Here is a 23,378-nt window from a genome sequence, read left to right as displayed (position 1 = left end):
GATTGCTCATGATTGCTTTCTCCTCGTCCCGCTCACTTCGCCGCCGCGCGCGGGTCCAGCGCGTCGCGCAGGGCGTCGGTCAGCATGCTGAAGGCGGTGACCAGCACGGACATGAACACCACCACCATGGCCAGTTGCCACCAATAGCCCTGCAGCAACTCCTCCGGCACCTCGGCCAGCATGGAACCCCAGCTCACCTGGCGCACGTCGACGCCGAAGCCGAGGAAGGACAGGATCACCTCGTACTTGATCAGGCCCACCATCAGCAGGGAAAACTGCACCAGCAGCAGGTGGGAGATATTGGGCAGGATATGGACGAACATCCGGCGCGCGCTGCTGGCGCCGATGGCGTCGGCAGCCAGCACGAACTCGCGCGAACGCAGTTTGATGAACTCGGCGCGCACCAGCCGGAACGTGCCAGTCCAACTGGTCAGCGACAGCACCAGAACCACCGTGCCCAAGCCGCGGCCAGCCACGGCGGCGAAGGCCAGCAACAACAACATGTCCGGCATAGCCGTGAACACGCTGTAAAACCACATCAGGAAATCGTCGATCTTGCGACCAAGAAAGCCAGCCATCCCGCCCAACACCGTGCCGATCAGTATGGACAGCAAGGCGCCGGAGACCCCGACAAACAGCGAGGTGGAAGTCCCCTTGATCACCTTGTCCAGAATGTCGCGGCCGCGTTGGTCTGCGCCGAAGGTCAACGACTCAGCCTTCTTCACTTCCGGCACCACGTACTTGTCGCGATTCTGGCGCGCCTTCTGGGTTTCGGCCCAAATTGGGTCCTCCGAGGGACGCAATCCCTGCGGCTCAGAAGCGGTGCTTGCCTTGAGCGGAGCCTGTTCAACGGAAGCCTCTGAATGCAGCTGCTGATAGATAAACGTGGGCGGCGCGTACGAAACCGCGATTTCATCGTTCCAGCCCCGTCCCGTCAATCCGACCCAGCTGGTCAGCGCCAACAGCATGAAGGCCAGTACGATCCACAGCGATACAAAACCGATGCGGTCGCGTTTCAGACGCTGCCAACCCAAGCCCCACAAACTGCGGGATGGCGCGGCTGCCGGCGCACCGCCGGCGGTATGTTGCAATGTCGTCATTATTGTTCTCCCCCGCTCACTTCAGTTGTACGCGCGGATCAATCCACTTGTAGAGGACATCCGCCAGCAGGTTGAACACCATGGCCGCGCCGGCAATGGTGATGGTGATGGCCTTGATCACTGGGAAATCGCTCTTGTCCACGGCGTTCAGCAGCTCATTGCCCATGCCGGGAATGCCGAAGAAGCGCTCCAGCAGCATGGAACCCAGCATCAGGAAGGGCAAGGACATGGTGATATTGGTGACAACCGGAATCAGCGCGTTGCGCAGCACGTGTTTGAACAGCACTTTCGGCTCGGACAAGCCCTTGGCGCGGGCAGTACGGACATAGTCATGGTTCAGCTCTTCCACCACGAAGCTGCGGTAGAAGCGGACGCTAGGCGCCAAGGACACCAGCAGGCCAAGCAACAAGGGCAGCGGCAGGTACACCAGCAGATTGGTCAGCATGCTGTCGTCGTCCCAGCCCATCACCGGGAACCAGTCCAATGCGAAGCCCAACTGATACTGGCCGACGATGATGTAGACCAGCGAACTGACGGACATGGCGACCGTGCAGATCATCGTGACCAGGCGGTCGGTCAGGCTGCCGCGGAAGTAGGCCACGGCAACCGCAATCGGCAAGGCGGTCAGCAGTTCCAGCACCAGCAGGCTTCCTGCGAGCATCAAGGACGGACCGACTCGGTTAGCCAATGTATGGGTCACGGAATGCTGCGTCGCCCAAGAGTTACCAAAGTCGTAGGTCAGCACTTGCTTGACGAACAACAGGAACTGCTCGGGCAAGCTCTTATCCAGACCAAGCTGAGCGCGGATATTGGCCAGAATTTCCGGCGTAAGCCGCTTGCCTTCCAGAATGAAAGTGGGATCGCCGCCCACCCAGTTGAACAGCACGAACACCAGCAACATGACGCCCAGCATGGTGGGAATCATTTGCCAGAGACGGCGAACGATATATGCAAACATGATTTTCCCTCGTTCAGGCGATCAATGCGGAGCGACGTCGACATAGCGCCAGAAACCCGCCTGCGCGGAAATCGGGTGGCGCTTGAAGCCGGTGACATAGCCTTGAGTCAACTCGTTGTAGAAACGCGTGACGCCCAGGATGTAAGGCTGCTGCGCGGCGATCATCCGGTTCATCTTGCGGAACAACTCCTGGCGTTCCGGGCCGTCGGGCAAAACCTGCGAGGCGTCGTACAGCTTGTCAAAGGCGGCAACCTGATAGCCCGGCAGATTGCCTTGACCGATGGCGCGAGAAGAGAAGCTGGAGACGAAGTCATCCCCATCCGGCGTGGAGGCGGAACCGCCCAGACTCCACATCTGCAGCTTGTACGCGTAGGCTGCCTTCAGGTTTTCGTTCCACTTTGCGGTCTTGAAGCGCAACCGCACCTTGATGCTGTCAAAGGCTTTCTGCCAGATCTCATTGAATTGCTTATCGGAGGCGGAAGACTGGCTTGCCTGCACGATGACCAAGGGCTTGCCGTTAGGCTGCGTGCGGTAACCGTCAGGGCCGATCTTGTAGCCGAACTCATCAAGCAAGGCATTGGCGGTGGCGGGATCGTACGGGACCTGGGCCTGAAAATGCGGATCGAAGCCTACGAGTCCAATCGGAACCACGCCCTGCATCGGTATGGCCTGGTTGCCGTAGATCATCGGAATCACTTCCTTCTGCAGCGGATAGGCCATGGCGATGGCGCGGCGCAGCGCCACTTTGGCCTTGCTGTAACCGCCTACGACGGGGTCTTTCAAATTGAAGTAGGCGTAAGTGCAATCCAAGCCCACGGTATGGCTGAGATGGATATGGCGCTTGGCCATGGCCGGCCTCAGGGTGGTGTCGTAGGGATCGCTCGGGTTGATTTTCAAGGCGGACTTCATCGCCGACTTCGGCACCACGATCCAGTCCAGCTGCTTGTTCATGAAGGAGAGCCAGCGCGGCTGGTCTTCTTCGATGATGCGGATTTCAATTCTTCCCACCTGCGGCAGCGTCTTGCCCTTGATCGCCTGGTAGACAGCCGCGTCATCGGGATCATTGCCAGGCTGGCCGTTGTATACGGTCTTGCGGAAACCTGGGTTGGCCACCAGCACGATGCGGTTGCCGGGCTTCCATTCCTTCAGCATGAAAGGTCCAGTGCCCACCGGATGCGACAAGGTGTCCTTGCTATACGCCTCGATCACCTCGCGCGCCACCGCGCCGGAGTCCTTGGCGGCGATGGTATACAGGAATCCGAAATTCGGCTTTTTCAATACGATGCGCAGGGTATAGCGATCCAGCACCTGCAGGCCGGGGATGGGCGTGTCGTAATCGAACTTGCCGGTTTTGGCCGCCTTCTGCGCCGCCGCCTCCAAGCCAAGAATGAAGTCGGTATAAGCCGCGCCGCTGGGCGCATTGTTCAACGGGTCCGCGAAGCGCTTGAAGGTATAGGCATAGTCTGCCGCCGTCAGCTCGCGCTTCTTGCCTTTGAATACGGGATCATCGGCAAAGTAGATGCCTGGCTTGATCTTGAATGTGAACTCCTTGCCGTCCGGCGACACCTCAGGCATGGCGACCGTGGTGTTGGGCACTAATTTCAAGGGCCGGGCCAGGTAGTCATAAGTCAGCAAGGGATCGAAAATGTTTTCGCCCACCGCCATAGAGTAGACGTCGTGCACTTTAACCATGTCAAAACCGGTTTCCGGCGCGGCAAACGCTACTCTCAGCACTTTAGCCGGGTCCGCCCCATGCGCAAAAGGCATGAGCGAGGCGCCCACCAGCAGCATGGGCAACCATTTGAGGTGCTTCATCTTGTTCTGTTCTCCTTCGTAGCCGGAAGGCCTGCGTGGGCCTTCCCTTGTTCTCCTCGCCATGGTCATGAGCCATGACGGGCGGGAATGAATGTAAGGCCAATCGGCCACTAGGATCAACAAGAAAATATCAAGACGGCATCAAAAAAATGAAATTGTCCGCCGCGCCGGATTGCCGCGCCGCAGCAAACGCCATGGGCACGTGAAGATACGGATATTTGTCCTAACATGGGAAATAAGGACTTCCCACTTTTCTTGGCAGAACGTGGCCTGTGCAAAACAATCATTCCGTGATGTCCCAATATTCGTCCCGCCTGTTCCGCAGCCGCTACACGCTGCTGACGGGGCTGGCCAGCTTGCTCTTGCTGGCTCTGGGATGCGATGTGCTGGCCGGTTGGCTGTGGCATGTCGAATCGGCCGTGCCGGAAAACATCCATATGGTGATTTCCACGGCCGCCTGCCTGGCTCTGTATGGGGCGGCGCTGGCGCTGGCCTTGTGGCGCCCGCGCGGGCAGACTCATCGCCTGCTGGCCGTGATGGTGATCGGCATAGCCTGCCTGGCATTGCTGGAACACGCCACCGGCCAGAGCACCGGAATAGACTTCCCCAATCTGCACGCCTGGCGGCACGACATGCTGCCCAATTCGGGACGGATGGCGGCCCTGACCGCGACCGCGCTGCTCGCGCTGGGCGTGGGCATGTTTTGGCTGCCCGCCACCACGCCAGCCAGAACGCGCATCATCCAGGTTTGCGCCGCGATTCCCTTGCTATGCGGCCTGCTGGGGGGCATAGCGTATCTGGTGGACCTGGAGCTGCTGTATAGCTGGGGCGCCACGGTGCGCATGGCGCTCTCCACCGCGGTGGGGCTGCTGACAGCCAGCGCCGGCTTGTATGGATTGGCCGCGCGCGACCAGTCGCGCCGCCTGCGCTCTCAGGACATGGCAAACTCGGTCTTCGCCACCGCATGCATTCTGCTGATCGTCATCGCCGGAACAACCGGGCTGCTGATCTATCGCCTGGCCAGCCACGCGCATGAGCAGAGCCTGAAAACGGTAATGTCCTACAGCGCCCGGCAACGCGCCGCGCTGCTCAGCGCGCAGTTCGACATCAGCAACGACACGGCCCGTCAGCTTTACCAGCACCCGGCGACGCAATCGCTGCTGGAGGCGGCTTCGCACGGGCAGTTGAAGCAGGCCGATGCCGCAGCCGCAGCGGCGTTGGGCATGCAGAACAACCGCAGCTTCAATGGCATAGCGATTCAGGATGGCGCGGGCAGGACCTTGGTGCAGGTCGGTTATTTCGTCAACCGGCCGCTGCAGGCCGTTGCCTTGCGCTCTCCGCCTGGCGCGATCTTGCTATGGGATGGCAGCTATTCGTACCGGACTACCCATGTCTACCGGACATCGGCTGGCTCCGCCCGGCTGCTGCTGGAGCAAAGGCTGGACATGTTCAACCGCATTGTCCAGGACACTGCGCCGCATGATGGCTTGAGCGGCATTTACTCTCTCTGCGGCCATGATGAGCGATACCTGCATTGTTTCTCGCAATCGCCGCAGGACAAGGGTTCCACCATCCCCCTGGCAGGCAATATCCATCATTTCACCGTCTGGCCGGCCTTTTCCGGCCAGCGCGGCACGATGCACACCATAGACTATTCCCACCGCAACGTGATCGGCGCCTACGAGCCGGTATCCGATACTGGCCTGGCCTTCAGCTACAAGATAGAAGTCGGCAAACTGCTGGCGCCCATCCGCCATGATCTGGAAGTGGGTCTGTTCGTCATGTCGGTTGTCATCGCCCTCGGCGCTCTGCTATTGCGCTGGCGCACGTATCCCCTGCTGCGCGAAGTGCAGCAATCCAATCTGATGGCGGAACTGGCGGCGGAACGGTTCCGCAACGCCGCCGAGGCCAATATGGACGCGTTTGCCATCATGGAAGCGTTGCGGGATGCGGACGGCCAGATCGAGGACTTCCGCGTGGTCTATATCAACGCCGAAGCCGAGCGCATGTGGCAGATCAGCCGCCGCGAGGCCATCGGCAGCCAGTTCCGGCAACTCGGCATTGCCCTGCAGATACCGGATTTTTTCGATAGCTGCCGCCGCGTGGTGGAAAACGGGCAGGCGATATCCGAAGAAATTCCCATGGCCTTCAATATCGATCACCCTTCCTGGATGCATCACGAAATCGTCAAAGCCGGCGACGGCGTCAGCGTCAGCATGCGCGACATCACCCAGCGCAAGTTGGCGGAACTGGACCTGGCCTTGCGCGAAGCGCTGCTGAAAACCGTTACCGACTCCATCCCGGCGCTGGTGGCCTTCATCGACCGCGAGGAACGCTACCGTTACTGCAACAAGTCCTATATGCGGCTGTTCGGCATCCAGCCGGAACAGATCATCGGCGTACACATGCGCGACTTCCTGGGCGACGAGGCCTATCAGCAGCAGCGGCCGGAAGTCGAACAAGCCTTGTCCGGACAACCGTCATCGTTTGAACGCGACATGTCGGTGCGCGGCGAAAATCGTTACGTAGAGGGGCGCTATATTCCGCAGCAACATGCCGATGGCTCGGTTTCCGGCTTTTACGTGATGATCTGGGACATTACCCAATCGCGGGCGCGCGAGCTCGAGCTGCGCAACAAGGTCACCCTGGACGGCATGACCGGCTTGCTGAACCGTTCCGCCTTCATGGACATGCTGGACGACGAAATCAAGCACCACTATGTGAAACGGCTGGCGGTGGCGCTGCTGTTTCTGGACATCGACCACTTCAAGCAGGTGAACGACACCATGGGCCACGCCGCAGGCGATGAGTTGATCCGGGAGTTTGCCCGCCGGCTGCGCAGCCAGGTGCGCGCCACCGACCACGTGGCGCGGCTGGGCGGCGACGAGTTCGTCATTCTGCTGGCCGGGTTGGAATCGGAGCGCACCGCCATCGGCGTGGCGGAAAAGCTGCTGCAAGCGGTATCCCATGACGTCGAGCTGGCCGGGCAGCGACGCAAGCTGTCCACCAGCATAGGCGTGGCCTACGCTGCCATGCCCGATATTACCCCCGAGCGCCTGCTGCAGATCGCGGACGAAGCGCTGTACCAGGCCAAAGCTGCCGGACGCAATACCTACCGCCTACATCGCGTGGGATAAAAACGGCTTGCGGCGGCATCGCCTATCCAGGCAAAATGGTCTATCTTGAATTTGTACCATTTCAAAATAGCGCCATGATTTCTGTCCATGCTCCCGCCCTTGCGCCGCCCACCCTGCCGCTGGCGCTATCGCCCGTCCGCGCCGGCTTCCCTTCGCCGGCGGAGGACCGCATGGAGACCGGCATCGACTTGCAGGCCTATCTGGTGGCCGATCCGCTGGCCACGTTTCTGCTTCGGGTGGCCGGCGATTCGATGCGCGACGCCGCCATTCAGGAGGGAGACATTCTGGTCGTCGACAAAGGCCTGGCGCCGCGCCACGGCGACATCGTGATCGCGGCGATAGATGGCGAATTCACCGTCAAGCGGCTGCATCTCCAAGGGAGACGCTGCATGCTGCTGGCGGCCAATCCAGACTATCCGCCCATCGTGCCGGCCGGCGATCAGGAGCTGCAAATCTGGGGCGTGGTGACGGCCTGCGTGAGGAAATTCCGGTGACGACCTATGCGCTGGTGGACGGCAACAATTTCTACGCCAGCTGCGAGCGTGTGTTCCGGCCGGACCTGGAAGGCCGGCCCATCGTGGTGCTCAGCAATAACGATGGCTGCGTGGTGGCGGCCAGCGCGGAAGCCAAGGCGCTGAACCTGAAAATGTTCGGACCGTTTTTCGAGATCGCCGGCCTGTGCCGCCAGCATGGCGTAACGGTTTTCTCCAGCAACTACACGCTGTACGGCGACATGAGCCGGCGCATGATGGCCATCCTGGCCGAATATGCGCCGGGCCAGGAAGTGTATTCGATTGACGAATGCTTTCTCGATCTGAGCGGCGTGAGCGACATCGCAACGCTGGCGCGGCGCATGCGCGACGACGTGCGGCGACGCATCGGCATTCCGGTCAGCGTCGGGGTCGGCCCCAGCAAGACCCTGGCCAAGCTGGCCAACCATGTCGCCAAGCGGGTGCCGGGCTGGGACAGCGGCGTCTTCGACTGGAGCTGGCTGCCCGAGGCCGAACGCGACACGCTGTTGGGACAACTGGCCGTCGGCAAGATTTGGGGCGTGGGGCGCAAGCTGGCGGCCCAGCTGGAAAAAATGGAGATCGACACCGCGCTGAAGCTGAAGCGGGCCGATCCGCGCGCCATCCGGCGCCAGTTCAGCGTGATGCTGGAGCGCACCGTGGCCGAGCTCAACGGCGTCAATTGCCTGGAGCTGGACGACGCCGCGCCGGAGCGGCAGCAGATCATCGCCAGCCGCTCCTTCGGCGAAAAGCCGCGAGATTTCAATGTGCTGGCGGCCGCCATCAGCCATCACATCAGCACCGCCGCGGAAAAGCTGCGCAAGCAGCGCGGCGCGGCAAGGCTGGTGGGCGTCAGCATCCGCACCAGCCCCTTCATCGACGGCGGCTACCACGGCTACACCGTCGTGCCTTTGGCGCAAGCCAGCGACGATACGCTGACGCTGGCGCAAGCCGCGCTCGCCGGTCTGCGCGCCATCTACCGCCGCGGCCCGCTCTACCAAAAAGCCGGGGTCATCCTGATGGAAATTTCGCCGCGCGACGTCGGCCAGGCCGACCTGTTCGCCGCGCCGCCAGACCCGCGCCGGCAAAAGCTGATGCAGACCATGGATGCCATCAACCGCGAATTCGGCCGCGGCCGGGTCAAGCTGGCGGCGGAGGCGCTGACCAATAACTGGGAAATGCGCCAGGACCAGCGCTCGCCATGCTACACCACCCGGTTGCAAGACCTGTTGATAGTGAAATAGCCATGCTTAAACCTGACTTACCCAGGCTCAATCGAATAACGAGCCTTGCAAAGGCGGATCAGGGGTTTCCGGCTCCGCCGCCATGAATGCGGCCGGCCAGGCCGCCAGAAAGGCGCGCGCCGCCTCCGGGTCGCGGCAATTCAGCCAGGCATCGTATTGCGACGGCGAGACGATGACCAGCGTGCGCTTTTCGTCGCCAGGCCGGTGCATGCGCCGCATCAGCGGATGATGATCGGCATTGATGGTGATCTGTGTGAAAGCGGCGCTGACCGAACCATCGGCCTCGCGCCACTCCCGCCATAGTCCGGCCACGGCGAACGGCGCGCCGTCCGCCAATCCGATGCGCGTGCGCACGGCGCGGCCGCTCTCATAGCTCGGCTCGAAAAACGCCCGCATCGGCACCAGACAAAACTGACAGTTGCGCCAGGCATCGCGGTAGCTGCGCAACTGGCCTGTGGTTTCTGCGCGCGCGTTCATGGTGGATAACCGCACCTCGGCTAGCTGATGGCGCTTGGGGATGAAGCCATAGGACGCCAGCCGCACGCCGTCGCGGGTAATAATCGGCGCCAGATAGTCCTGCCAGGCCTCGTCCTGCCATTGCCCCTCTCCTGGCTCAACAGCAAAGAATGTCCGCAACTGGTTTGGCGATGGAGTCTGAAAATTTACACACATCGTGGCATTATCAAGGGATGGCGGACAGCGCGCCACCGTATCACCCACTCCCAGAGTCGCTGACCATGCCCTGCAGAATCCCTGAGCCGAGGCGCGCCGACGCAGAATGCACCAGCAGCACGGTTAGGTTAACGGCTCTCTCCACGGAAAGGCAGCCATGATAGACCTGTACTACTGGACCACTCCCAACGGCCACAAGATCACGATCTTCCTGGAAGAGGCCGGCCTCCCCTACCATATCGTCCCGGTCAATATCGGCCAAGGGGAGCAATTCCAGCCTGACTTTCTGCGCATCGCGCCAAACAACCGCATCCCGGCCATCGTCGATCACGCGCCGGCCGATGGCGGCGAGCCGCTCAGCGTGTTTGAATCCGGCGCCATCCTGCTGTATCTGGCGGACAAGATCGGGCGCTTCATCCCGCAGACGCTGCGCGGCCGCAACGAAACGCTGCAGTGGCTATTCTGGCAGATGGCGGGCCTGGGGCCCATGGCGGGTCAGAATCACCACTTCGCGCAGTACGCGCCGGAGCAGCTGCCGTACGCGATAGACCGCTATGTGCGCGAAACCGCCCGCCTCTACCGCGTTCTGGACACGCAATTGGCCGACGGCCGCGATTACATCGCCGGCGCGTATTCCATCGCCGACATGGCATGCTATCCGTGGATCGTGCCGCATGAGCGGCAACGGCAGAATCTGGACGACTTCCCGGCGCTTAAGCGCTGGTTCGATCACATGGCCGCCAGGCCTGCCGTGCAGCGCGCCTACGCCCGCGCGGCGGAAGTCAATAGCGCGCCGACGGTTGACGAGAAATCGCGGGCGATTCTGTTTGGCCAGGACGACCGGCCGCGATAAGGTGGCGCAAACTAAAAAACCCGGCGAAAGCCGGGTTTGTCGTTTGATGGCAGGCGCGCTTACCGCAACGGCGACGCAGCGGACGGCGCGGCCTTTGGCTTGTCCACGCTGATGCGCAGATTCTTGATCTTGCCAGGCACATCCTTCAGATCGCCCCCCACCACGCGGTACTGGATGCCTCCCGCAGCCGCCGCGCCCAGGCTGGCGGAGCGCGCGGCCAATGCCTGCGAGCTTAGCGGCTCCACCGGCCCGGCGGTAACGGTATAGGCCGTGGAATCCACCGCGGTGAACACGCCGGTGAATTGCTGCTTGAACTTGCGCTTGGAGATGGAGCCGATGTAGTACTCGATGGTGCCGCGCGAATACTGGTTCACCGCCCACGGCCAATCCCACTTCGACGTTGCCGGGTTCAGGTACTGCGACAGCAGATCCTGCGCCCCGTTGAGGCCGTCCTTGCCGCCAAACTTGGCCAGGTAGTACGGACGGTTCGACGGATGGCCGTTCAGCGCGTTGTCGCTATAGCGCAGGAAGTTGTACAGCTCGGCCTCGTAGGTCAGATACATCCTGGAGGTATAAGGGATGTTGGCTTTCTGCTCGAACAGCGTCAGCGTGATCATCCGCTTGCTCTTGGGCGGCAGCACCGCCCGGTATTCCGCGGTTTGCGACGTGGTGCTGCTGGTGCCGTTGGTGGTGGTCCAATCCGCGCCGGAAGCGATCTCCACCGCCACCGACGACTCGGCGCCGCCGATCAGCGGCAAGCCCGCGCTGAACTTATTGGTCACCGTGACCTTGCCGCTGACGCTGATCTTGTCCGCCTTGGACCAGCTGACAGTGGAGTCGTACTTGATATTGGCCACCCCGGTATCGGACTGATCGCTGAAATTCTCCAGCAGCACATTCACCACTTTCAGCGGTTTCTTGTTATACAGCTCCGGCGTGCCTAATTTCATATCGTCCGGCTCCATCATCCACTGGATATTGGAGAAGGCCATGCGAAAACGCTTGTCAGCCCAATAACCGCCCGGTCCTTTCGGATCATATTTGGCGTTCATCATGTAGCGGTATTTGTTGTCCGGCATCGACAAATTATCCAGCATGGTGTCGATGCGGCGATATTCAAACTCTTTACCCACCGCAGTATTGCCATTGGTATTGCCGCCCACCCAACCGTAGCCCAGATAATGCGCCAGATAGGCCCAGGGTTTGAAAAACACGTCCGATGTGACGATTTTCTGGATGGTGGACTCATTGTCCGGAGACATTTCGGTATAAATCACATCACTGAATTGCGGAACCGTATCCGCCGCCCATGCTGGCTGCTGATGCGCAACCAGCAATACGGCGACGGGAAGGATGGTTTTTATCGACTTCATGTTTTATCCCTTCGGAGGTAACAAGATGAATAATTGCAATAACCGTCTCGTTCTGTCCTAAACACACATCAGACGGAGCAATTTTCGAATGCCATCACGAAATAGAGCAAAAACTCCACAACGCAAGATCATCGTAATCATCCCCCCTTACTTATCGCAACAATCATTAATGGCATATTTGTAAATACTTACATTGAATTATTTACATTTATTTTGATTAAATTTAATAAGTAAAAATGCTTACGTCGTAACGTTAGAAATAGCAATGCGATAGGCCGGAGCCTTATCGGCACCAATGACTTATATCAATGCGACCAACACAGCATGCATCGCATCAAATCCGTTCTTTTGGACAGGTGTTTAGCGCACAACAAATCAGATCGTACGCGCACAGAACCAGATTCGCGCGCGACATATCGCAAAAAGCCCTCCGCGTACGGAGGGCTTGCCAATCATTTTTCTAGCCTGCCGGCAATCGGCCCGGCACGCGCGAGTCCGTCATCTCAATTGACCTGGCTGGTTGCGGGCTTGCCCTCCGGCACCTGATCATCTTGTTCTGCCGCCAGATTCTCCTCGGCGCGGCGGCCCTCCCAGTAGGCTGCATTGGCGATGCCGAGCTTCTCCGGATGGAACACCGGATCCGAACCTAGCGCCTGCTGCGCCTCGTAGTCGCGCAGGCAAGCCAGCGCCGGCTTCTGCAGCAAAATGATAGCCACGATGTTGAGCCAGGCCATCAGGCCCACGCCGATGTCGCCCAGCCCCCAGGCCAGATCGGCCGTCTTGACCGTGCCGTAAACGGTGGCCGCCATCAGCGCCAGCTTCAAGACGAACGCCAGCCAGGGGCGGCGTTGCTTGCGTGTCAGGTAGGCGATATTGGTTTCGGCGATGTAGTAGTAGGCGATGATGGTCGTGAAGGCGAAGAACAGCAGCGCCAGCGCCACGAAAGCGGAGCCGAAGCCCGGCATGATGCTCTCCATCGCCGTCTGCACATAGCCTGGCCCCGCCGCCACCCCGGCGATGCCGGTGAAGACCGCCTGGCCATCCGGCCCCTGCACATTGTATTGGCCGGTGATCAGCAGCATGAAAGCCGTGGCGGAACAGACAAACAAGGTATCGATATAGACCGAGAACGCTTGCACCAGGCCCTGTTTGGCCGGATGGCTGACTGCCGCGGCGCTGGACGCGTGCGGCCCGGTGCCCTGCCCGGCCTCGTTGGAATAGATGCCGCGCTTGACGCCCCACTGGATGGCAAAACCCAGCATGGCGCCCATGCCGGCCTCCAGCCCGAAGGCGCTCTTGAAGATCAGCGCCACCACGCCCGGCAACTGCTCGATGTTCAGCGCGATCACCACGCAGGCGACGATGATGTAGCCCAGCGCCATGAACGGCACCACCGCGCCGGCGAATACCGCTATGCGCTTGACGCCGCCGAAGATGATAAAGCCGAGCAGAATGGCCAGCAGCGCGGCGGTGACGGTGGGCGCCACGCCGAAGGCAGACTCCATCGATGCGGCAATCGAGTTGGACTGGATGCCCGGCAACAGCACGCCGGTCGCCACCACGGTGGTAATGGCGAACAGCCAGGCATACCACTTCATGCCCAAGCCCTTCTCGATATAGAACGCCGGCCCGCCGCGATACTGGCCGTCAATCTTTTCCTTATACACCTGGCCCAGCGTGGACTCGACGAAGGCGGAGCTGGCGCCCAGGAAGGCCACCAGCCACATCCAGAACATCGCGCCGGGGCCGCCGAAGGTAATGGCGGTCGCCACGCCGGCAATGTTGCCGGTGCCGACGCGCCCCGCCAGCGTCATCGCCAGCGCCTGGAACGACGACACGCCCGCGCTGCTGCTCTGGCGGTTGAACATCAGCCGCAACATCGCCTTGAAATGCCGCAGCTGCAAAAAGCGGGTGCGAATCGAAAAATACAGGCCGGCGCCCAGGCACAGATAAATCAGTGCCGGACTCCAGACCACGCCGTTGATGGCGTTGACCAGCTGATCCATGGTTTCTCCTTTGTCTGCGAAGGTTCGCAACCGGCTTTATCATTGCCTTACATGCCGATTGTCGGACTGCAAACCGAAAGATAAGGAGCAAACCCCTGTCAACTCCAGTAAACAGAGTGTAAAAACTCTAAATTGCAACAAAAAACAGCCATGCGCTTTGCCAAGCGCAAGAAATCATGCCGGCATATAAAGGCCCGAAAAACCTAACCAGCCCCATGATATAGTGACGGCCCACGCAATCAGAACACGGAAACGTTAAGCCATGCCCACTCAAGCCCGCCTGGCGGCTTGCCTGATCGCCGCCGCGCTGTGCGCCTGCCAGCCGCCGCAACGCATCCAAGCCAGCTACCACTGCGATCAGCAGATACAATTCCGCTTCGACCGCCGCGGGCAGACCGTTGAGTTGAAACAAGGGGATGCCACCCATCAGGGTTTCATGGATGAGAAGGGGCTGCTGACCTGGCCCAAGGACAAGGCTGGAACGGGCTTGCCTGACAGTTTCTACATTTCGCGCAAGACGCCCGATCAGATGAAATTGTACGGCGGGTTGGCCGGCACCGGATTAGCCTGCCGGCTGGATCGGCAGTAGCGCGGACAGCCCGGCTTACGACGCTTTCAGCCAGCTCTTGCGCATCTCTCGGTAATAGTCGAGCATGCCGTAGCGCTTCCATACCGGCGCGGCATCCTCCGCGAACAGCCCCTGCTTCAGGACCGCGCGCATGCGCCTCTGCAAGGCAGGCGGCACCCGCGGGCCGCAGGCCAGCCAGCGCTCGACCTGGGCCACCACAAACAGTTTGACGACCTGCTTGTCGCCGGACAACGGACCGGGGGGCAGGTCGCTGACCAGCACTTGGAACCGGCCGGCGTTCAGCATCAGAAAACCCGTGGCAGAATTTTTTACCGGCGTGAACGGCATGCCGGCGCTGCTGAGAATATCGCGCACCTCGGCCATGTCAACCGCCCCCATCGAATACCCCTTCAGCGCGCCCAGATTGGCCAATTGGTTCTTGTTGTCGCCACGCTTGTAGGCCGTCAGCGTAATCGGCGCGATGACGCTGATGAAATTGACGGTTTCACTCTCGCCCTGATCAAAATTGACCGCCAGCGCGCAAGTATTATCCTGGTTGGCGAGGCTTAGAAAGGCCCGTTTGAAAGGCACGCTCTGAAAGACCACCTCGATGTCCGCCTTGCGCATCAGCAAGCGGAAGGCGTCGGCATAAGGGCCGCTGAGCCCCCCGGCAGACTTCAGCAGGAATGGCGGATAGTCGTCCGCCAAGACCCGGATGGTCGCGGGCGATGCGGCTTCGGCGCGCGATAGGCCGAAAAAGAGAAAAATCGCTGCCACCCAGCGCAATCGGCTCAGCCCCATCATGTCGCGGTTCTTTTAATCAGCTCCACCGGTGTTTGCACGATCGATTGCAGCTCGGCCTGCCCTAGGTGCTTGGACAGCGCCTGCAATGCCAGGTCCAGCGCATATTGCATCTGCAGCGCCGGGTGCTGGTCGGCGGTCGCATAGATGGCGCCGCTGGCAATATACGGCGCCGCCGCGGGGATATTATCGTAACCGCCTATCAGCACCTTGCCGGTTTTATGCCGCTCCGCGACGGCCTTGGCCGCGCCTATCGCCATATTGTCGTTGCCGCACAGCAGCGCCGACAGGTCCGGAACGGCATCCAGCAGAGCCGACGCGGCCTGGTAACCCTTGTCGGCCTCCCAGTCTCCCCAGCGCATCCCGGCCAGTTCCATGCCGGCGATGCGTATCGACTCGCGGAATCCGTCGCTGCGCGACTTGGCGTTGATCGCCTGCGGCAGGCCTTCGATGATGCCGACCTTGCTGCCCGGCTTCAGCGCCGCCAGCACATAATCGCCCACCTTGCGCGCGCCGCTGAAATTGCTTGGCCCCACAAAGGGGATGTTCACGTTTTCATGCGCCAGCACACGCTCGTCAAGCTTGTTGTCGATATTGACCACCAACATCCCCTGCGCGATGGCCTTCAACAACAAAGGCATCACCGCCCGCGAATCGGCCGGCGCGACGATCAAGGCATCGTCCCGGCGATCTATCGCGCGCTGCAGCATCGCCACCTGCGCCTTGACATCGCCCTCGCTCTGCAAGCCTTCCTGCCGCAGCTGATACTCTGCGGCATGATCGGCATGATGCTTGCGCGCGCCATCCAGCATGATGGTGAAAAACTGGTTGCGCAGCGACTTGACCACCACTGTCACGGCAAACTTGCGGTTGGCTGCCGCAGCCCAGCGCCAGGCGCCGGCACTCGCCAGCGCGGCCAGCAGGAATTGACGCCGCCTCATCGCCCTCTCCCCTCGTTCGAATCACTTGAAACTATAGCCAAGTTCAAGCCGGGAGCACGCCGCGCCACGTCAAACAAAAAAGCCGCCCTCGGCGGCTTTTTGGCTAGGTTGCTGGCGTTATTTCCACAGCTTCCACCACGGCATCTCCTCCGTCTGCCAGGATTTGGTCAGATATTGGCTCTGCGGATAGTTCAGCGCCAACACGCGGCGGGCGTCGTCGCGCAGTTGCGGCATCTGCAATTTGTCGTAGGCCGTCACCATGATGGCCAGCGCCTCTTCCGGATACTTGGTGTTGGAAAAGTCCTTCACCACGCCTTGGGCGCGGTTGGCGGCGGCCAGATAGGCGCCGCGCTTCATGTAGTAGCGGGCCACATGCATCTCGTTGCCGCCCAGCGCGTCGACCAGACGGGTCATCTTGGCGCGGGCATCCGGGGCGTAGGTGCTGTTGGGGAAACGGGTGGTCAGCTCGCGGAAGGCGGCGAAGGCCTCGCGCGCGGCGCGCGGATCGCGCTCGCTCATGTCCTGGCCAGCCCATTTGGCGAGCAGACCGGAATCGTCGTTGTAATACACCAAACCTTTCAGATAATAGATGTAATCGAGGTTGGGATGAGTCGGATGCAGCTTGATGAAGCGATCCGCCGAGGCGATGGCCTGCTCCGGCTCCCCATCCTTGTAATGGGTATAGGCGAGGTCCATCTGCGCCTGTTGCGCATAGCGGCCATACGGGAATCGCGACTCCAGCGTTTCGTAGAGCTTGACTGCGCGGGTATAATTGCCGCTGTTCAACTCGTCGTGAGCTTCCGCATACAGTTTCTCCACGGTCCAGCCGCGCGTTTCGTCGTAGGTTTCCGTGGAGGCGCACCCGGCAAGCCCCACCATCACCAACATTGCAGCAACAACGTATCTTTTCATGACTGATCCTTACATTGACCCGGACGATTATAGCGACATCTCGGAAAACGAGGTATCCACCACGCAACATCTTGAAGTCCCGCTGACGCTATGCGGTGACCGGCTGGACGCCGTGCTGGCCAAACTGTTGCCGGATTACTCCCGCAGCCGGCTGACGCAATGGATCAAGGACGGCCTGGTTTTGGTGGACGGCAAGGTGGTGGCGCCCAAGACCAAGATGCTGGGCGGCGAGAAGCTGGACGTCACTTTGCAGCTGACGCATGAGGAAATGGCCTTCCAGCCGGAAGCCATGGATCTGCCCATCGTATTCGAGGACAACCACATCCTCGTCATCAACAAGCCGGCCGGCCTGGTGGTGCACCCGGCCGCCGGCAACTGGAGCGGCACGCTGCTGAACGGCTTGCTGCACCACTGCCCGGCGCTGGCCAATGTGCCGCGTGCCGGCATTGTCCACCGCCTGGACAAGGACACCTCCGGCCTGATGGTGGTGGCCAAGACCTTGCCGGCGCAAACCGAGCTGGTGCGCCAGCTGCAGGCGCGCACCGTCAAACGGATCTACCGCGCCATCACCGACGGCGTGGTGCCGTTCGACGGCACCATCGAAGCCAATATCGGCCGCGACCCGAACAACCGCCTGAAAATGGCGGTGCTTAAGTTCGGCGGCAAACCGGCCATCACCCATATCCGGGTGCTGGAGCGCTTCGCCAGCCATTCCCACATCGAGTGCAAGCTGGAAACCGGCCGCACCCACCAGATCCGCGTCCACATGCGCGAGGCCGGCCATCCTCTGGCCGGCGACCCGGTATACGGCAATGTGCGGCACAAAATGGATGAAGAGATCGCGGCGGCCGTGAAGACGCTGGGCCGCCAGGCGCTGCACGCCTACGCGCTGGCCCTGATCCACCCCGCCACCGGCGAGGAGCGCAGCTGGAAGGCGCCGCTGCCGGATGATTTCCGCGCCCTGCTGGACGTGCTGCGCGGCGATGGCGCCGTGGCCGACGAAGAAACCTTCGCCCACGGCGAAGGCGAGGACGATGAAGACTGGGACGACGAAGACGACGATGGCGACGTCGAGGTGATCTATGCCCGCTAAGGACTGGATCGAAGCCGACTGGCCCGCGCCGCCCAAGGTGCGCACGCTGGTCACCACGCGCGCCGGCGGCGTCAGCCAAGGGCCCTACGCCAGCCTGAATCTGGGCGCGCATGTCGGCGACGCGCCGGAAGCCGTCACCGCCAACCGCGCCCTGTTGCGCGACGAACTGCCGGCCGAGCCCGCCTGGCTCAATCAGGTGCATGGCGTGGCGGTGGCGGACGCGGCAAGCATAGGCGCGATCCCGCCCGAAGCCGACGCCAGCGTCGCCCGCGCGCCGGGCGTGGTCTGCGCGGTGATGACCGCGGACTGCCTGCCGGTGCTGCTATGCGACGAGCAGGGCCAGTCCGTGGCCGCCGCCCATGCCGGCTGGCGCGGACTATGCGATGGCGTGATCGAAGCCACCGTGGCGGCGATGGGCTTGCCGCCTACGCGGCTGATGGCCTGGCTGGGTCCAGCCATCGGCCCGGACGCGTTTGAGGTCGGCGCCGAAGTGCGTCAGGCCTTTGTCGAAAAAGAAGCGGCGGCCGCTGCCGCCTTCGTCGAAATCGACCATGGCAAATATCTGGCCGACATCTATGCTCTGGCCCGCCTGCGCCTGGAAAAACTGGGCGTCTCGCGCATACACGGCGGCGACTTCTGCACCGTGATAGACCGCGAGCGTTTCTTCTCCTACCGCCGCGACCGCATCACCGGCCGCATGGCCTCGCTGATCTGGCTGGAAGCCTGACCCCCGCCCCGCCGCCCGGCGGGGTGTTTGTTTTTATCCACTCGCCATCCCTTTTCCCTACGGACAATCGCCGTCGCGTTGACCCGCCGCCATTACGCGGACATCATCTTTTTTTACCCATCCGCCAGGCACGCGCCCCATGCAGATCGCCATCGTCACGCTGGACTGTTTCAACGAACTGGATTCCTTCATCGCCTCCGGCATCCTGGGACGGATGACGCCGCACGGCTGGACGGTGCGCATCTGCGCGCCGGCGCCGATTGTGCAATCGCGCTCCGGCGCCCGCGTCGAACGCCAGGAAGACTTGTCCTACGCCGCGCAAGCCGACGCAGTGCTGATCGGCAGCGGCTGGCGCACCCGCGACTGGGTGGCCGACGACGCCATCATGAGCCAGCTGCGGCTGGACCCTTCGCGCCAGCTGATAGGCTCGCAATGCTCCGGCGCGCTGGTGCTGCATAAGCTGGGGCTGCTCGAAGACGGCATCGCCTGTACCGACGGCATGACCCGCCCCATGCTGGAACAGCTGGGGATCGCCGTCGCGCCCGGCGCTTTCCGCGCGGTTGGCAATATCGCCACCGCCGGCGGCTGTCTGGCCTCGCAATACCTGGCGGCCTGGGTGCTGCTGCGGCTGGCCGGCGAGGCGCGCGCGCGCGAGGTGCTCTCGTATGTCGCGCCGGTGGGCGAAGAGCGCGACTACGTCGAGCGCGCCCTATCCCTCGTCTCCACGCCGGAAGCCGCGCTGTCATGAAGATTGCACCGTTATCCCAGCTTAGCCCGACCGACTTGCACCCCTGCTTTCTGGCCGCCTTCAGCGACTACATCATTCCCGCCCAGCCGACGCTGGAACAAATGTCAGCCATGCTGAAGCGGCGCGGCTGGCAGCCGGAGTTGAGCGCAGGCGCCTGGCTGGACGGCAAGCTGGCGGGATTCTGGCTGACCGCCACGCCGGATATCGACGGCCAGCGGGAAGGCTATTGCATCGCCGCCGGCGTCGCGCCGGACGGCCGCCGCCGCCACGCGCTGACCGACATGGCGGCCTTGGTGACCGCGTTGCTGGCCGAACATGGCATTCATAAGCAAAGACTGGAAGTCATAGACGGCAACACGCGCGCGCAACGGGCTTATGAACGGCTGGGCTTCTCCACTCTGCGCCGGCTGGATTGCTATCAAATCCTCGAGCCCGTCGCCGCGCGCGGATTCTGGCCCATCACTGCCCATGCGGTTCACGACACCGCTGAATGGCCGGCCGATGCGCTGGCCTATCCGCCGGCCGTGCCCAATCGCCGCGAATCGCTGCTGCGCGCCGAGCCGCCGCTGCGCTGGCTGACGGTTCGCCGCGATGGCGATCTCCAAGGCTCGCTGCTGATGTCGCGCGATGGCGAGGTGGTGGAGCTGCAGGTCGCGCCGGACTGCCGTCGGCGCGGCATGGCCGCCAGCCTGCTGCGCGCCGGGCAACAGCTGGCGGCTGATGGACGGCTGAGTTTCAACAATGTCGACAGCCGCGATCTGGCGCTGATCAGCCTGCTGCTGAAACACCAGGCCAGCTATCGGCTATCGCAATGGGAGCTCGTCAAGACAATCGACGATTGAAAAGCGGCCGGCCAAGGCGATGTTAAAATGAGAGTATGGCCACCCCGCCGCGGCGGCTCTCAAACAAGGCGTTTCCCGATGCACCCGCAATTACAAAACGAATGGCAGCAGAGGCTGATCGCCCTGCTGGAACAACAACCGCCGGACAACGACGGCGCCCATGATCTGAGCCACTTGCACCGCGTATGGGCGGTGGCGCGCCAGCTGCTGCAGCATTACCCGGAAGCCGACCCCGTCGTGGTGATGGCCGGCAGTTATCTACACGATCTGGTCAACCTGCCGAAGAACCACCCGCAACGCCAGCTGGCCTCGCACTGGTCTGCCGAGCGCGCGCGCCAATTGCTGGCGGACAGCGGCCTGACGCCGGCGCAGCTGGATAATCTCGCGCATGCCATCGAGGCGCACAGCTATTCCGCCGCCATCGAACCGCGCACGCTGGAGGCCCGCATCGTGCAGGACGCCGACCGCATGGACGCGCTGGGCCCGGTGGGGCTGGCCCGCATGTTCTATGTTTCCGGCCGCATGGGCCGCGCGCTGGCCCACCCGCTGGACCCGCTGGCCGAACACCGCGGCCTGGACGACCAGGCCTGGGCGATCGACCATATCGATGTCAAGCTCGCCAAGCTGCCGGGCATGATGCAAACGGAGGCCGGACGCGCCTTGGCGGAACGCAAGCTGCAATGGCTGCTCAGCTTCCGCGACGAGTTCTGCCAGGACTGGATGGCCCGCTAAGCCGAGAAAGGACGGTCGCCGCCATGATGATCAAGAAGCTTCCGCGCAACCGCGCGGGACGAGACTGGGTGGTGGGCGACCTGCATGGCTGTTTCGAACTGTTGCGGCGCTTGATGAAAACCATCGGCTTCAATCCGCAAACCGACCGGCTGATCTCGGTGGGCGATCTGGTGGATCGCGGACCGGACAGCCATCTAGTCGGCGAATGGCTGGCCCAGCCCTGGTTTCACGCGGTGCGCGGCAACCATGAGCAAATGGCATTGGACGCGATGCGCAATCCGCTGGAGGACTTGGACCGCCATCTGCGCAACGGCGGGCGCTGGCTCAGCGAAATGCCGGCCGCGGAGCGCGACGCCTGCGTCGCCGCCCTCGCGCAATTGCCGCTGGCGATAGAGATAGACAGCGAAGTCGGCAAGATAGGCGTGGTCCACGCCGACTGCCCCGGCAACGACTGGAGCGCGCTGGCCGAGCGGCTGGCGGCCAACTGCCCCAGCGCAGAAGACTACGATGCGCTGCTGTGGTCGCGCGAGCGCGTGTTCGACCGCGGCGCCGGCCACGTCAACGGCGTGGCGCTGCTGCTGGTTGGCCACACGCCGCAAGACCACGCCGTCCGCTACGACAATGTGATGCACCTGGACACCGGCGCGGTTTATGGCGGCAAACTGACGCTGTTCTGCCTGGACGATTTCGTCGAAGTCTCGCTGCCGGCCGGCGCGGAACATGCGGCGCGCTTCCAACTGCATTAGACGCTGCCGGCCTGCGCCGCTAGAATGCGCGCTCTCCCACGCAAGGAAAAACCATGGCCGAGCCCAAGAAAAAAAACGCAAACAAGCCGGGCCAGCAAGACAGGCGGGCGCAGGAACAGCGCTTCGCCCAGGCCGAACAAGCCTGCCGCCAGCTGGTGAGCCTGCTGGAAACCATGGCCGCCGCCGGCGGACTGGACGGCAGCGAAACCGCCGCCCAATATCTGAACTCCACCCGCGCCTACTACCGCCGCATCCGCAACGGCAAGGTGATGGGCCCGGCCGATTTCACCGCCGCGGCCGAAGTGTGCGCCTGCTCGCGCCGCGCGCTGGCCGCGCTGGACCCGACATTGGCCTTTGACGATTTGCCGCAGGCGGATGCGCTGCGCCAGGCCCTGCGCCAAGGCGACCTGGTCATCGAGCAGATGCGTCAGATCAAGGCCGGGAAGGCTGGCTGAATCTCCAAGCGCATGGCATGATGAGGACACCCCCACCTCTCGCCGACATCGCCATGTACAAGCAGACTCCCCACCTCCGCGTCGCGCGCCCGGTCAGCAGCCTGGGCCTGAGCAAAGCCATGTATTGCGAGGGCTTGAATCTGCAGCTGCTGGGCAGTTTCAAGGATCATGATGGTTTCGACGGCGTGATGCTGGGCCTGCCCGGCGCCGGCTTCCATCTGGAATTCGTCGTCAGCCGCCGTCATCCGGTCAGGCCCGCCCCGACGGAGGAAGACCTGTTGGTGCTGTATCTGCCGGATCATCCCGAATGGGAAGCGGCTTGCGCCTGCATGCGCGCGGCGGGCTTCGCTCAGACGCCATCGGCCAATCCCTACTGGGACGTCCACGGCGCCACCTTCATCGACCACGACGGCTACCGCACTGTGCTGCAGAACGCCAAGAGCCCGGTGTGAGGCCTCCGCTCGACGCCGCTGCGCGGCCTGACGAACAAGCCCTGCGCGACATCGTCCGCCAGACGCCATGGCTGATGCATGCTTTGCGCATCGCGCGCAGCCTGGGCCTGGCGTCATGGTGCATAGGCGCCGGCGCGCTGCGCAACGCAGTATGGGACCACCTGCACGGTTATTCTGCTTCGTCGAGGCTGGCCGATATCGACCTCGCCTACTTCGCCCCCGAGAACCTCACGCAACAGCACGATGACGAACTGCTGGCCGCGCTGCAAAGCATGGCGCCGGACCTGCCATGGGAAGTCACCAACCAGGCGGCAGTCCATCTATGGTTCGGCAGTTATTTCGACTACGACGTCGCCCCGCTGAGCTCGCTGGCTGAGGCCATCGCCACCTGGCCGGAGTACGCCACAGCGGTGGGCATCCATCTGGACGACGCAGACCGGCTGCGCATCATCGCGCCGCACGGCCTGCAAGATCTGCTTCAGATGCGAATCCGGCATAATCCTGTGCGCGCCAGCGCGGAGACCTACCGCCAGCGGACCTTGCAAAAACGCTATCAGGAACGCTGGCCCAATGTAGTGATCGATCCCGAACCCTCCACTCCGCCGACGCCATAGCACATCGACAGTGCGTCCTCACCAATTGCCAGCAGCTGCTTGGCGCCCAGCCACTCCTATGCCGCAATCGACGTTAACCG

At 62.3% G+C, this 23,378-nt stretch carries 23 protein-coding genes; 14 read left to right on the top strand and 9 right to left on the bottom strand.

Going from position 1 to position 23,378, the window contains the following annotated elements; all coding sequences use genetic code 11:
• Positions 1-32 precede the first annotated feature (32 nt).
• The 3 genes from QUG01_RS08090 to QUG01_RS08080 are packed head-to-tail and all read right to left on the bottom strand — an operon-like array spanning position 33 to position 3,873.
• Positions 33-1,100, bottom strand: coding sequence for an ABC transporter permease (locus tag QUG01_RS08090; protein ID WP_500829680.1), 1,068 nt, complete (start codon positions 1,098-1,100; stop codon positions 33-35).
• 16 nt (positions 1,101-1,116) lie between these two features.
• Entirely contained in the window at positions 1,117-2,058 is a 942-nt protein-coding gene (locus tag QUG01_RS08085) for an ABC transporter permease (protein WP_500829679.1), read from the bottom strand.
• A gap of 21 nt (positions 2,059-2,079) precedes the next feature.
• Positions 2,080-3,873: an ABC transporter substrate-binding protein gene (locus QUG01_RS08080; protein ID WP_500829678.1), complete on the bottom strand. Its 1,794-nt coding sequence runs from the start codon at positions 3,871-3,873 to the stop codon at positions 2,080-2,082.
• 293 nt (positions 3,874-4,166) lie between these two features.
• On the opposite strand from QUG01_RS08080, the gene QUG01_RS08075 reads away from it, so the two are divergent.
• From QUG01_RS08075 to QUG01_RS08065, 3 genes are all read left to right on the top strand, one after another.
• Positions 4,167-7,010, top strand: a complete 2,844-nt coding sequence (locus tag QUG01_RS08075; RefSeq protein WP_500829677.1) for a diguanylate cyclase domain-containing protein — start codon at positions 4,167-4,169, stop codon at positions 7,008-7,010.
• A gap of 74 nt (positions 7,011-7,084) precedes the next feature.
• Positions 7,085-7,504, top strand: a complete 420-nt coding sequence (locus QUG01_RS08070) for a LexA family protein (protein ID WP_500829676.1) — start codon at positions 7,085-7,087, stop codon at positions 7,502-7,504.
• On the top strand, positions 7,501-8,763 hold the full coding sequence (locus QUG01_RS08065; protein WP_500829675.1) for a Y-family DNA polymerase: 1,263 nt from the start codon (positions 7,501-7,503) through the stop codon (positions 8,761-8,763). The genes QUG01_RS08070 and QUG01_RS08065 overlap by 4 nt, the downstream gene beginning before the upstream one ends.
• Positions 8,764-8,790: 27 nt before the next feature.
• Here QUG01_RS08065 and QUG01_RS08060 read toward each other — a convergent pair whose 3' ends face one another.
• On the bottom strand, positions 8,791-9,399 hold the full coding sequence (locus QUG01_RS08060) for an SOS response-associated peptidase family protein (protein ID WP_500829674.1): 609 nt from the start codon (positions 9,397-9,399) through the stop codon (positions 8,791-8,793).
• A 193-nt stretch (positions 9,400-9,592) separates the two neighbouring features.
• On the opposite strand from QUG01_RS08060, the gene QUG01_RS08055 reads away from it, so the two are divergent.
• Entirely contained in the window at positions 9,593-10,288 is a 696-nt protein-coding gene (locus QUG01_RS08055) for a glutathione binding-like protein (RefSeq protein ID WP_500829673.1), read from the top strand.
• Between the two features lie 59 nt (positions 10,289-10,347).
• On the opposite strand, the gene QUG01_RS08050 is transcribed toward QUG01_RS08055, so the two are convergent.
• Both QUG01_RS08050 and QUG01_RS08045 read right to left on the bottom strand, forming a co-directional pair.
• On the bottom strand, positions 10,348-11,661 hold the full coding sequence (locus tag QUG01_RS08050) for an aerolysin family beta-barrel pore-forming toxin (RefSeq protein ID WP_500829672.1): 1,314 nt from the start codon (positions 11,659-11,661) through the stop codon (positions 10,348-10,350).
• A gap of 503 nt (positions 11,662-12,164) precedes the next feature.
• Complete coding sequence (locus QUG01_RS08045; RefSeq protein WP_500829671.1) at positions 12,165-13,667, bottom strand: alanine/glycine:cation symporter family protein; 1,503 nt, start codon at positions 13,665-13,667, stop codon at positions 12,165-12,167.
• Positions 13,668-13,929: 262 nt separating this feature from the next.
• On the opposite strand from QUG01_RS08045, the gene QUG01_RS08040 reads away from it, so the two are divergent.
• On the top strand, positions 13,930-14,256 hold the full coding sequence (locus QUG01_RS08040) for a hypothetical protein (RefSeq protein ID WP_500829670.1): 327 nt from the start codon (positions 13,930-13,932) through the stop codon (positions 14,254-14,256).
• 15 nt (positions 14,257-14,271) lie between these two features.
• Here the strand turns inward: QUG01_RS08040 and QUG01_RS08035 are convergent, their stop codons facing one another.
• The 3 genes from QUG01_RS08035 to QUG01_RS08025 all read right to left on the bottom strand — a co-directional run bounded on the left by QUG01_RS08035 (position 14,272) and on the right by QUG01_RS08025 (position 16,889).
• Complete coding sequence (locus QUG01_RS08035; protein ID WP_500829669.1) at positions 14,272-15,039, bottom strand: substrate-binding periplasmic protein; 768 nt, start codon at positions 15,037-15,039, stop codon at positions 14,272-14,274.
• Positions 15,036-15,977: a substrate-binding domain-containing protein gene (locus QUG01_RS08030; protein ID WP_500829668.1), complete on the bottom strand. Its 942-nt coding sequence runs from the start codon at positions 15,975-15,977 to the stop codon at positions 15,036-15,038. The genes QUG01_RS08035 and QUG01_RS08030 overlap by 4 nt, the downstream gene beginning before the upstream one ends.
• 117 nt (positions 15,978-16,094) lie before the next feature.
• Complete coding sequence (locus tag QUG01_RS08025) at positions 16,095-16,889, bottom strand: outer membrane protein assembly factor BamD (protein WP_043628095.1); 795 nt, start codon at positions 16,887-16,889, stop codon at positions 16,095-16,097.
• Between QUG01_RS08025 and rluD the strand changes: the two genes are divergently transcribed.
• The 9 genes from rluD (at position 16,888) to QUG01_RS07980 (ending at position 23,298) form a co-directional block, all read left to right on the top strand.
• Positions 16,888-17,982, top strand: a complete 1,095-nt coding sequence (gene rluD / locus QUG01_RS08020; RefSeq protein ID WP_500829667.1) for a 23S rRNA pseudouridine(1911/1915/1917) synthase RluD — start codon at positions 16,888-16,890, stop codon at positions 17,980-17,982. The two genes, QUG01_RS08025 and rluD, sit on opposite strands and share 2 nt — an antisense overlap.
• Positions 17,972-18,709 carry a peptidoglycan editing factor PgeF gene (gene pgeF / locus QUG01_RS08015; protein WP_500829666.1) on the top strand — a complete coding sequence of 246 codons (738 nt, stop codon included), beginning with the start codon at positions 17,972-17,974 and terminating at the stop codon, positions 18,707-18,709. The genes rluD and pgeF overlap by 11 nt, the downstream gene beginning before the upstream one ends.
• 139 nt (positions 18,710-18,848) lie before the next feature.
• Positions 18,849-19,457, top strand: coding sequence for a type 1 glutamine amidotransferase family protein (locus QUG01_RS08010; protein WP_500829665.1), 609 nt, complete (start codon positions 18,849-18,851; stop codon positions 19,455-19,457).
• A complete protein-coding gene (locus tag QUG01_RS08005) occupies positions 19,454-20,299 on the top strand; it encodes a GNAT family N-acetyltransferase (RefSeq protein ID WP_500829664.1) in 846 nt (281 codons plus the stop codon). The genes QUG01_RS08010 and QUG01_RS08005 overlap by 4 nt, the downstream gene beginning before the upstream one ends.
• Before the next feature lie 78 nt (positions 20,300-20,377).
• Positions 20,378-21,031 (top strand): HD domain-containing protein, encoded by a 654-nt coding sequence (locus QUG01_RS08000; RefSeq protein WP_500829663.1) that lies wholly within the window; start codon positions 20,378-20,380, stop codon positions 21,029-21,031.
• A gap of 23 nt (positions 21,032-21,054) precedes the next feature.
• Complete coding sequence (locus QUG01_RS07995) at positions 21,055-21,777, top strand: metallophosphoesterase (RefSeq protein WP_500829662.1); 723 nt, start codon at positions 21,055-21,057, stop codon at positions 21,775-21,777.
• A gap of 53 nt (positions 21,778-21,830) precedes the next feature.
• Entirely contained in the window at positions 21,831-22,232 is a 402-nt protein-coding gene (locus tag QUG01_RS07990) for a hypothetical protein (protein WP_500829661.1), read from the top strand.
• Between the two features lie 53 nt (positions 22,233-22,285).
• On the top strand, positions 22,286-22,684 hold the full coding sequence (locus QUG01_RS07985) for a VOC family protein (RefSeq protein WP_043628080.1): 399 nt from the start codon (positions 22,286-22,288) through the stop codon (positions 22,682-22,684).
• Positions 22,681-23,298 (top strand): nucleotidyltransferase family protein, encoded by a 618-nt coding sequence (locus QUG01_RS07980; RefSeq protein WP_500829660.1) that lies wholly within the window; start codon positions 22,681-22,683, stop codon positions 23,296-23,298. The genes QUG01_RS07985 and QUG01_RS07980 overlap by 4 nt, the downstream gene beginning before the upstream one ends.
• Positions 23,299-23,378 lie beyond the last annotated feature (80 nt).

The sequence above is a fragment of the Chromobacterium sp. CCUG 76385 genome (assembly GCF_059916625.1).
Note: the sequence above shows the minus strand (reverse complement) of the source record. Positions and strands in the feature narration are given on the sequence as shown.

Bases quoted from the DNA above. Each gene is read 5' to 3' on its own strand.
- QUG01_RS08090 (WP_500829680.1), bottom strand. From the start codon at position 1,100: ATGACGACATTGCAACATACCGCCGGCGGTGCGCCGGCAGCCGCGCCA.
- QUG01_RS08085 (WP_500829679.1), bottom strand. From the start codon at position 2,058: ATGTTTGCATATATCGTTCGCCGTCTCTGGCAAATGATTCCCACCATG.
- QUG01_RS08080 (WP_500829678.1), bottom strand. From the start codon at position 3,873: ATGAAGCACCTCAAATGGTTGCCCATGCTGCTGGTGGGCGCCTCGCTC.
- QUG01_RS08075 (WP_500829677.1), top strand. From the start codon at position 4,167: ATGTCCCAATATTCGTCCCGCCTGTTCCGCAGCCGCTACACGCTGCTG.
- QUG01_RS08070 (WP_500829676.1), top strand. From the start codon at position 7,085: ATGATTTCTGTCCATGCTCCCGCCCTTGCGCCGCCCACCCTGCCGCTG.
- QUG01_RS08055 (WP_500829673.1), top strand. From the start codon at position 9,593: ATGATAGACCTGTACTACTGGACCACTCCCAACGGCCACAAGATCACG.
- QUG01_RS08050 (WP_500829672.1), bottom strand. From the start codon at position 11,661: ATGAAGTCGATAAAAACCATCCTTCCCGTCGCCGTATTGCTGGTTGCG.
- QUG01_RS08045 (WP_500829671.1), bottom strand. From the start codon at position 13,667: ATGGATCAGCTGGTCAACGCCATCAACGGCGTGGTCTGGAGTCCGGCA.
- QUG01_RS08040 (WP_500829670.1), top strand. From the start codon at position 13,930: ATGCCCACTCAAGCCCGCCTGGCGGCTTGCCTGATCGCCGCCGCGCTG.
- QUG01_RS08035 (WP_500829669.1), bottom strand. From the start codon at position 15,039: ATGATGGGGCTGAGCCGATTGCGCTGGGTGGCAGCGATTTTTCTCTTT.
- QUG01_RS08030 (WP_500829668.1), bottom strand. From the start codon at position 15,977: ATGAGGCGGCGTCAATTCCTGCTGGCCGCGCTGGCGAGTGCCGGCGCC.
- rluD (WP_500829667.1), top strand. From the start codon at position 16,888: ATGACTGATCCTTACATTGACCCGGACGATTATAGCGACATCTCGGAA.
- QUG01_RS08025 (WP_043628095.1), bottom strand. From the start codon at position 16,889: ATGAAAAGATACGTTGTTGCTGCAATGTTGGTGATGGTGGGGCTTGCC.
- pgeF (WP_500829666.1), top strand. From the start codon at position 17,972: ATGCCCGCTAAGGACTGGATCGAAGCCGACTGGCCCGCGCCGCCCAAG.
- QUG01_RS08010 (WP_500829665.1), top strand. From the start codon at position 18,849: ATGCAGATCGCCATCGTCACGCTGGACTGTTTCAACGAACTGGATTCC.
- QUG01_RS08005 (WP_500829664.1), top strand. From the start codon at position 19,454: ATGAAGATTGCACCGTTATCCCAGCTTAGCCCGACCGACTTGCACCCC.
- QUG01_RS08000 (WP_500829663.1), top strand. From the start codon at position 20,378: ATGCACCCGCAATTACAAAACGAATGGCAGCAGAGGCTGATCGCCCTG.
- QUG01_RS07995 (WP_500829662.1), top strand. From the start codon at position 21,055: ATGATGATCAAGAAGCTTCCGCGCAACCGCGCGGGACGAGACTGGGTG.
- QUG01_RS07990 (WP_500829661.1), top strand. From the start codon at position 21,831: ATGGCCGAGCCCAAGAAAAAAAACGCAAACAAGCCGGGCCAGCAAGAC.
- QUG01_RS07985 (WP_043628080.1), top strand. From the start codon at position 22,286: ATGTACAAGCAGACTCCCCACCTCCGCGTCGCGCGCCCGGTCAGCAGC.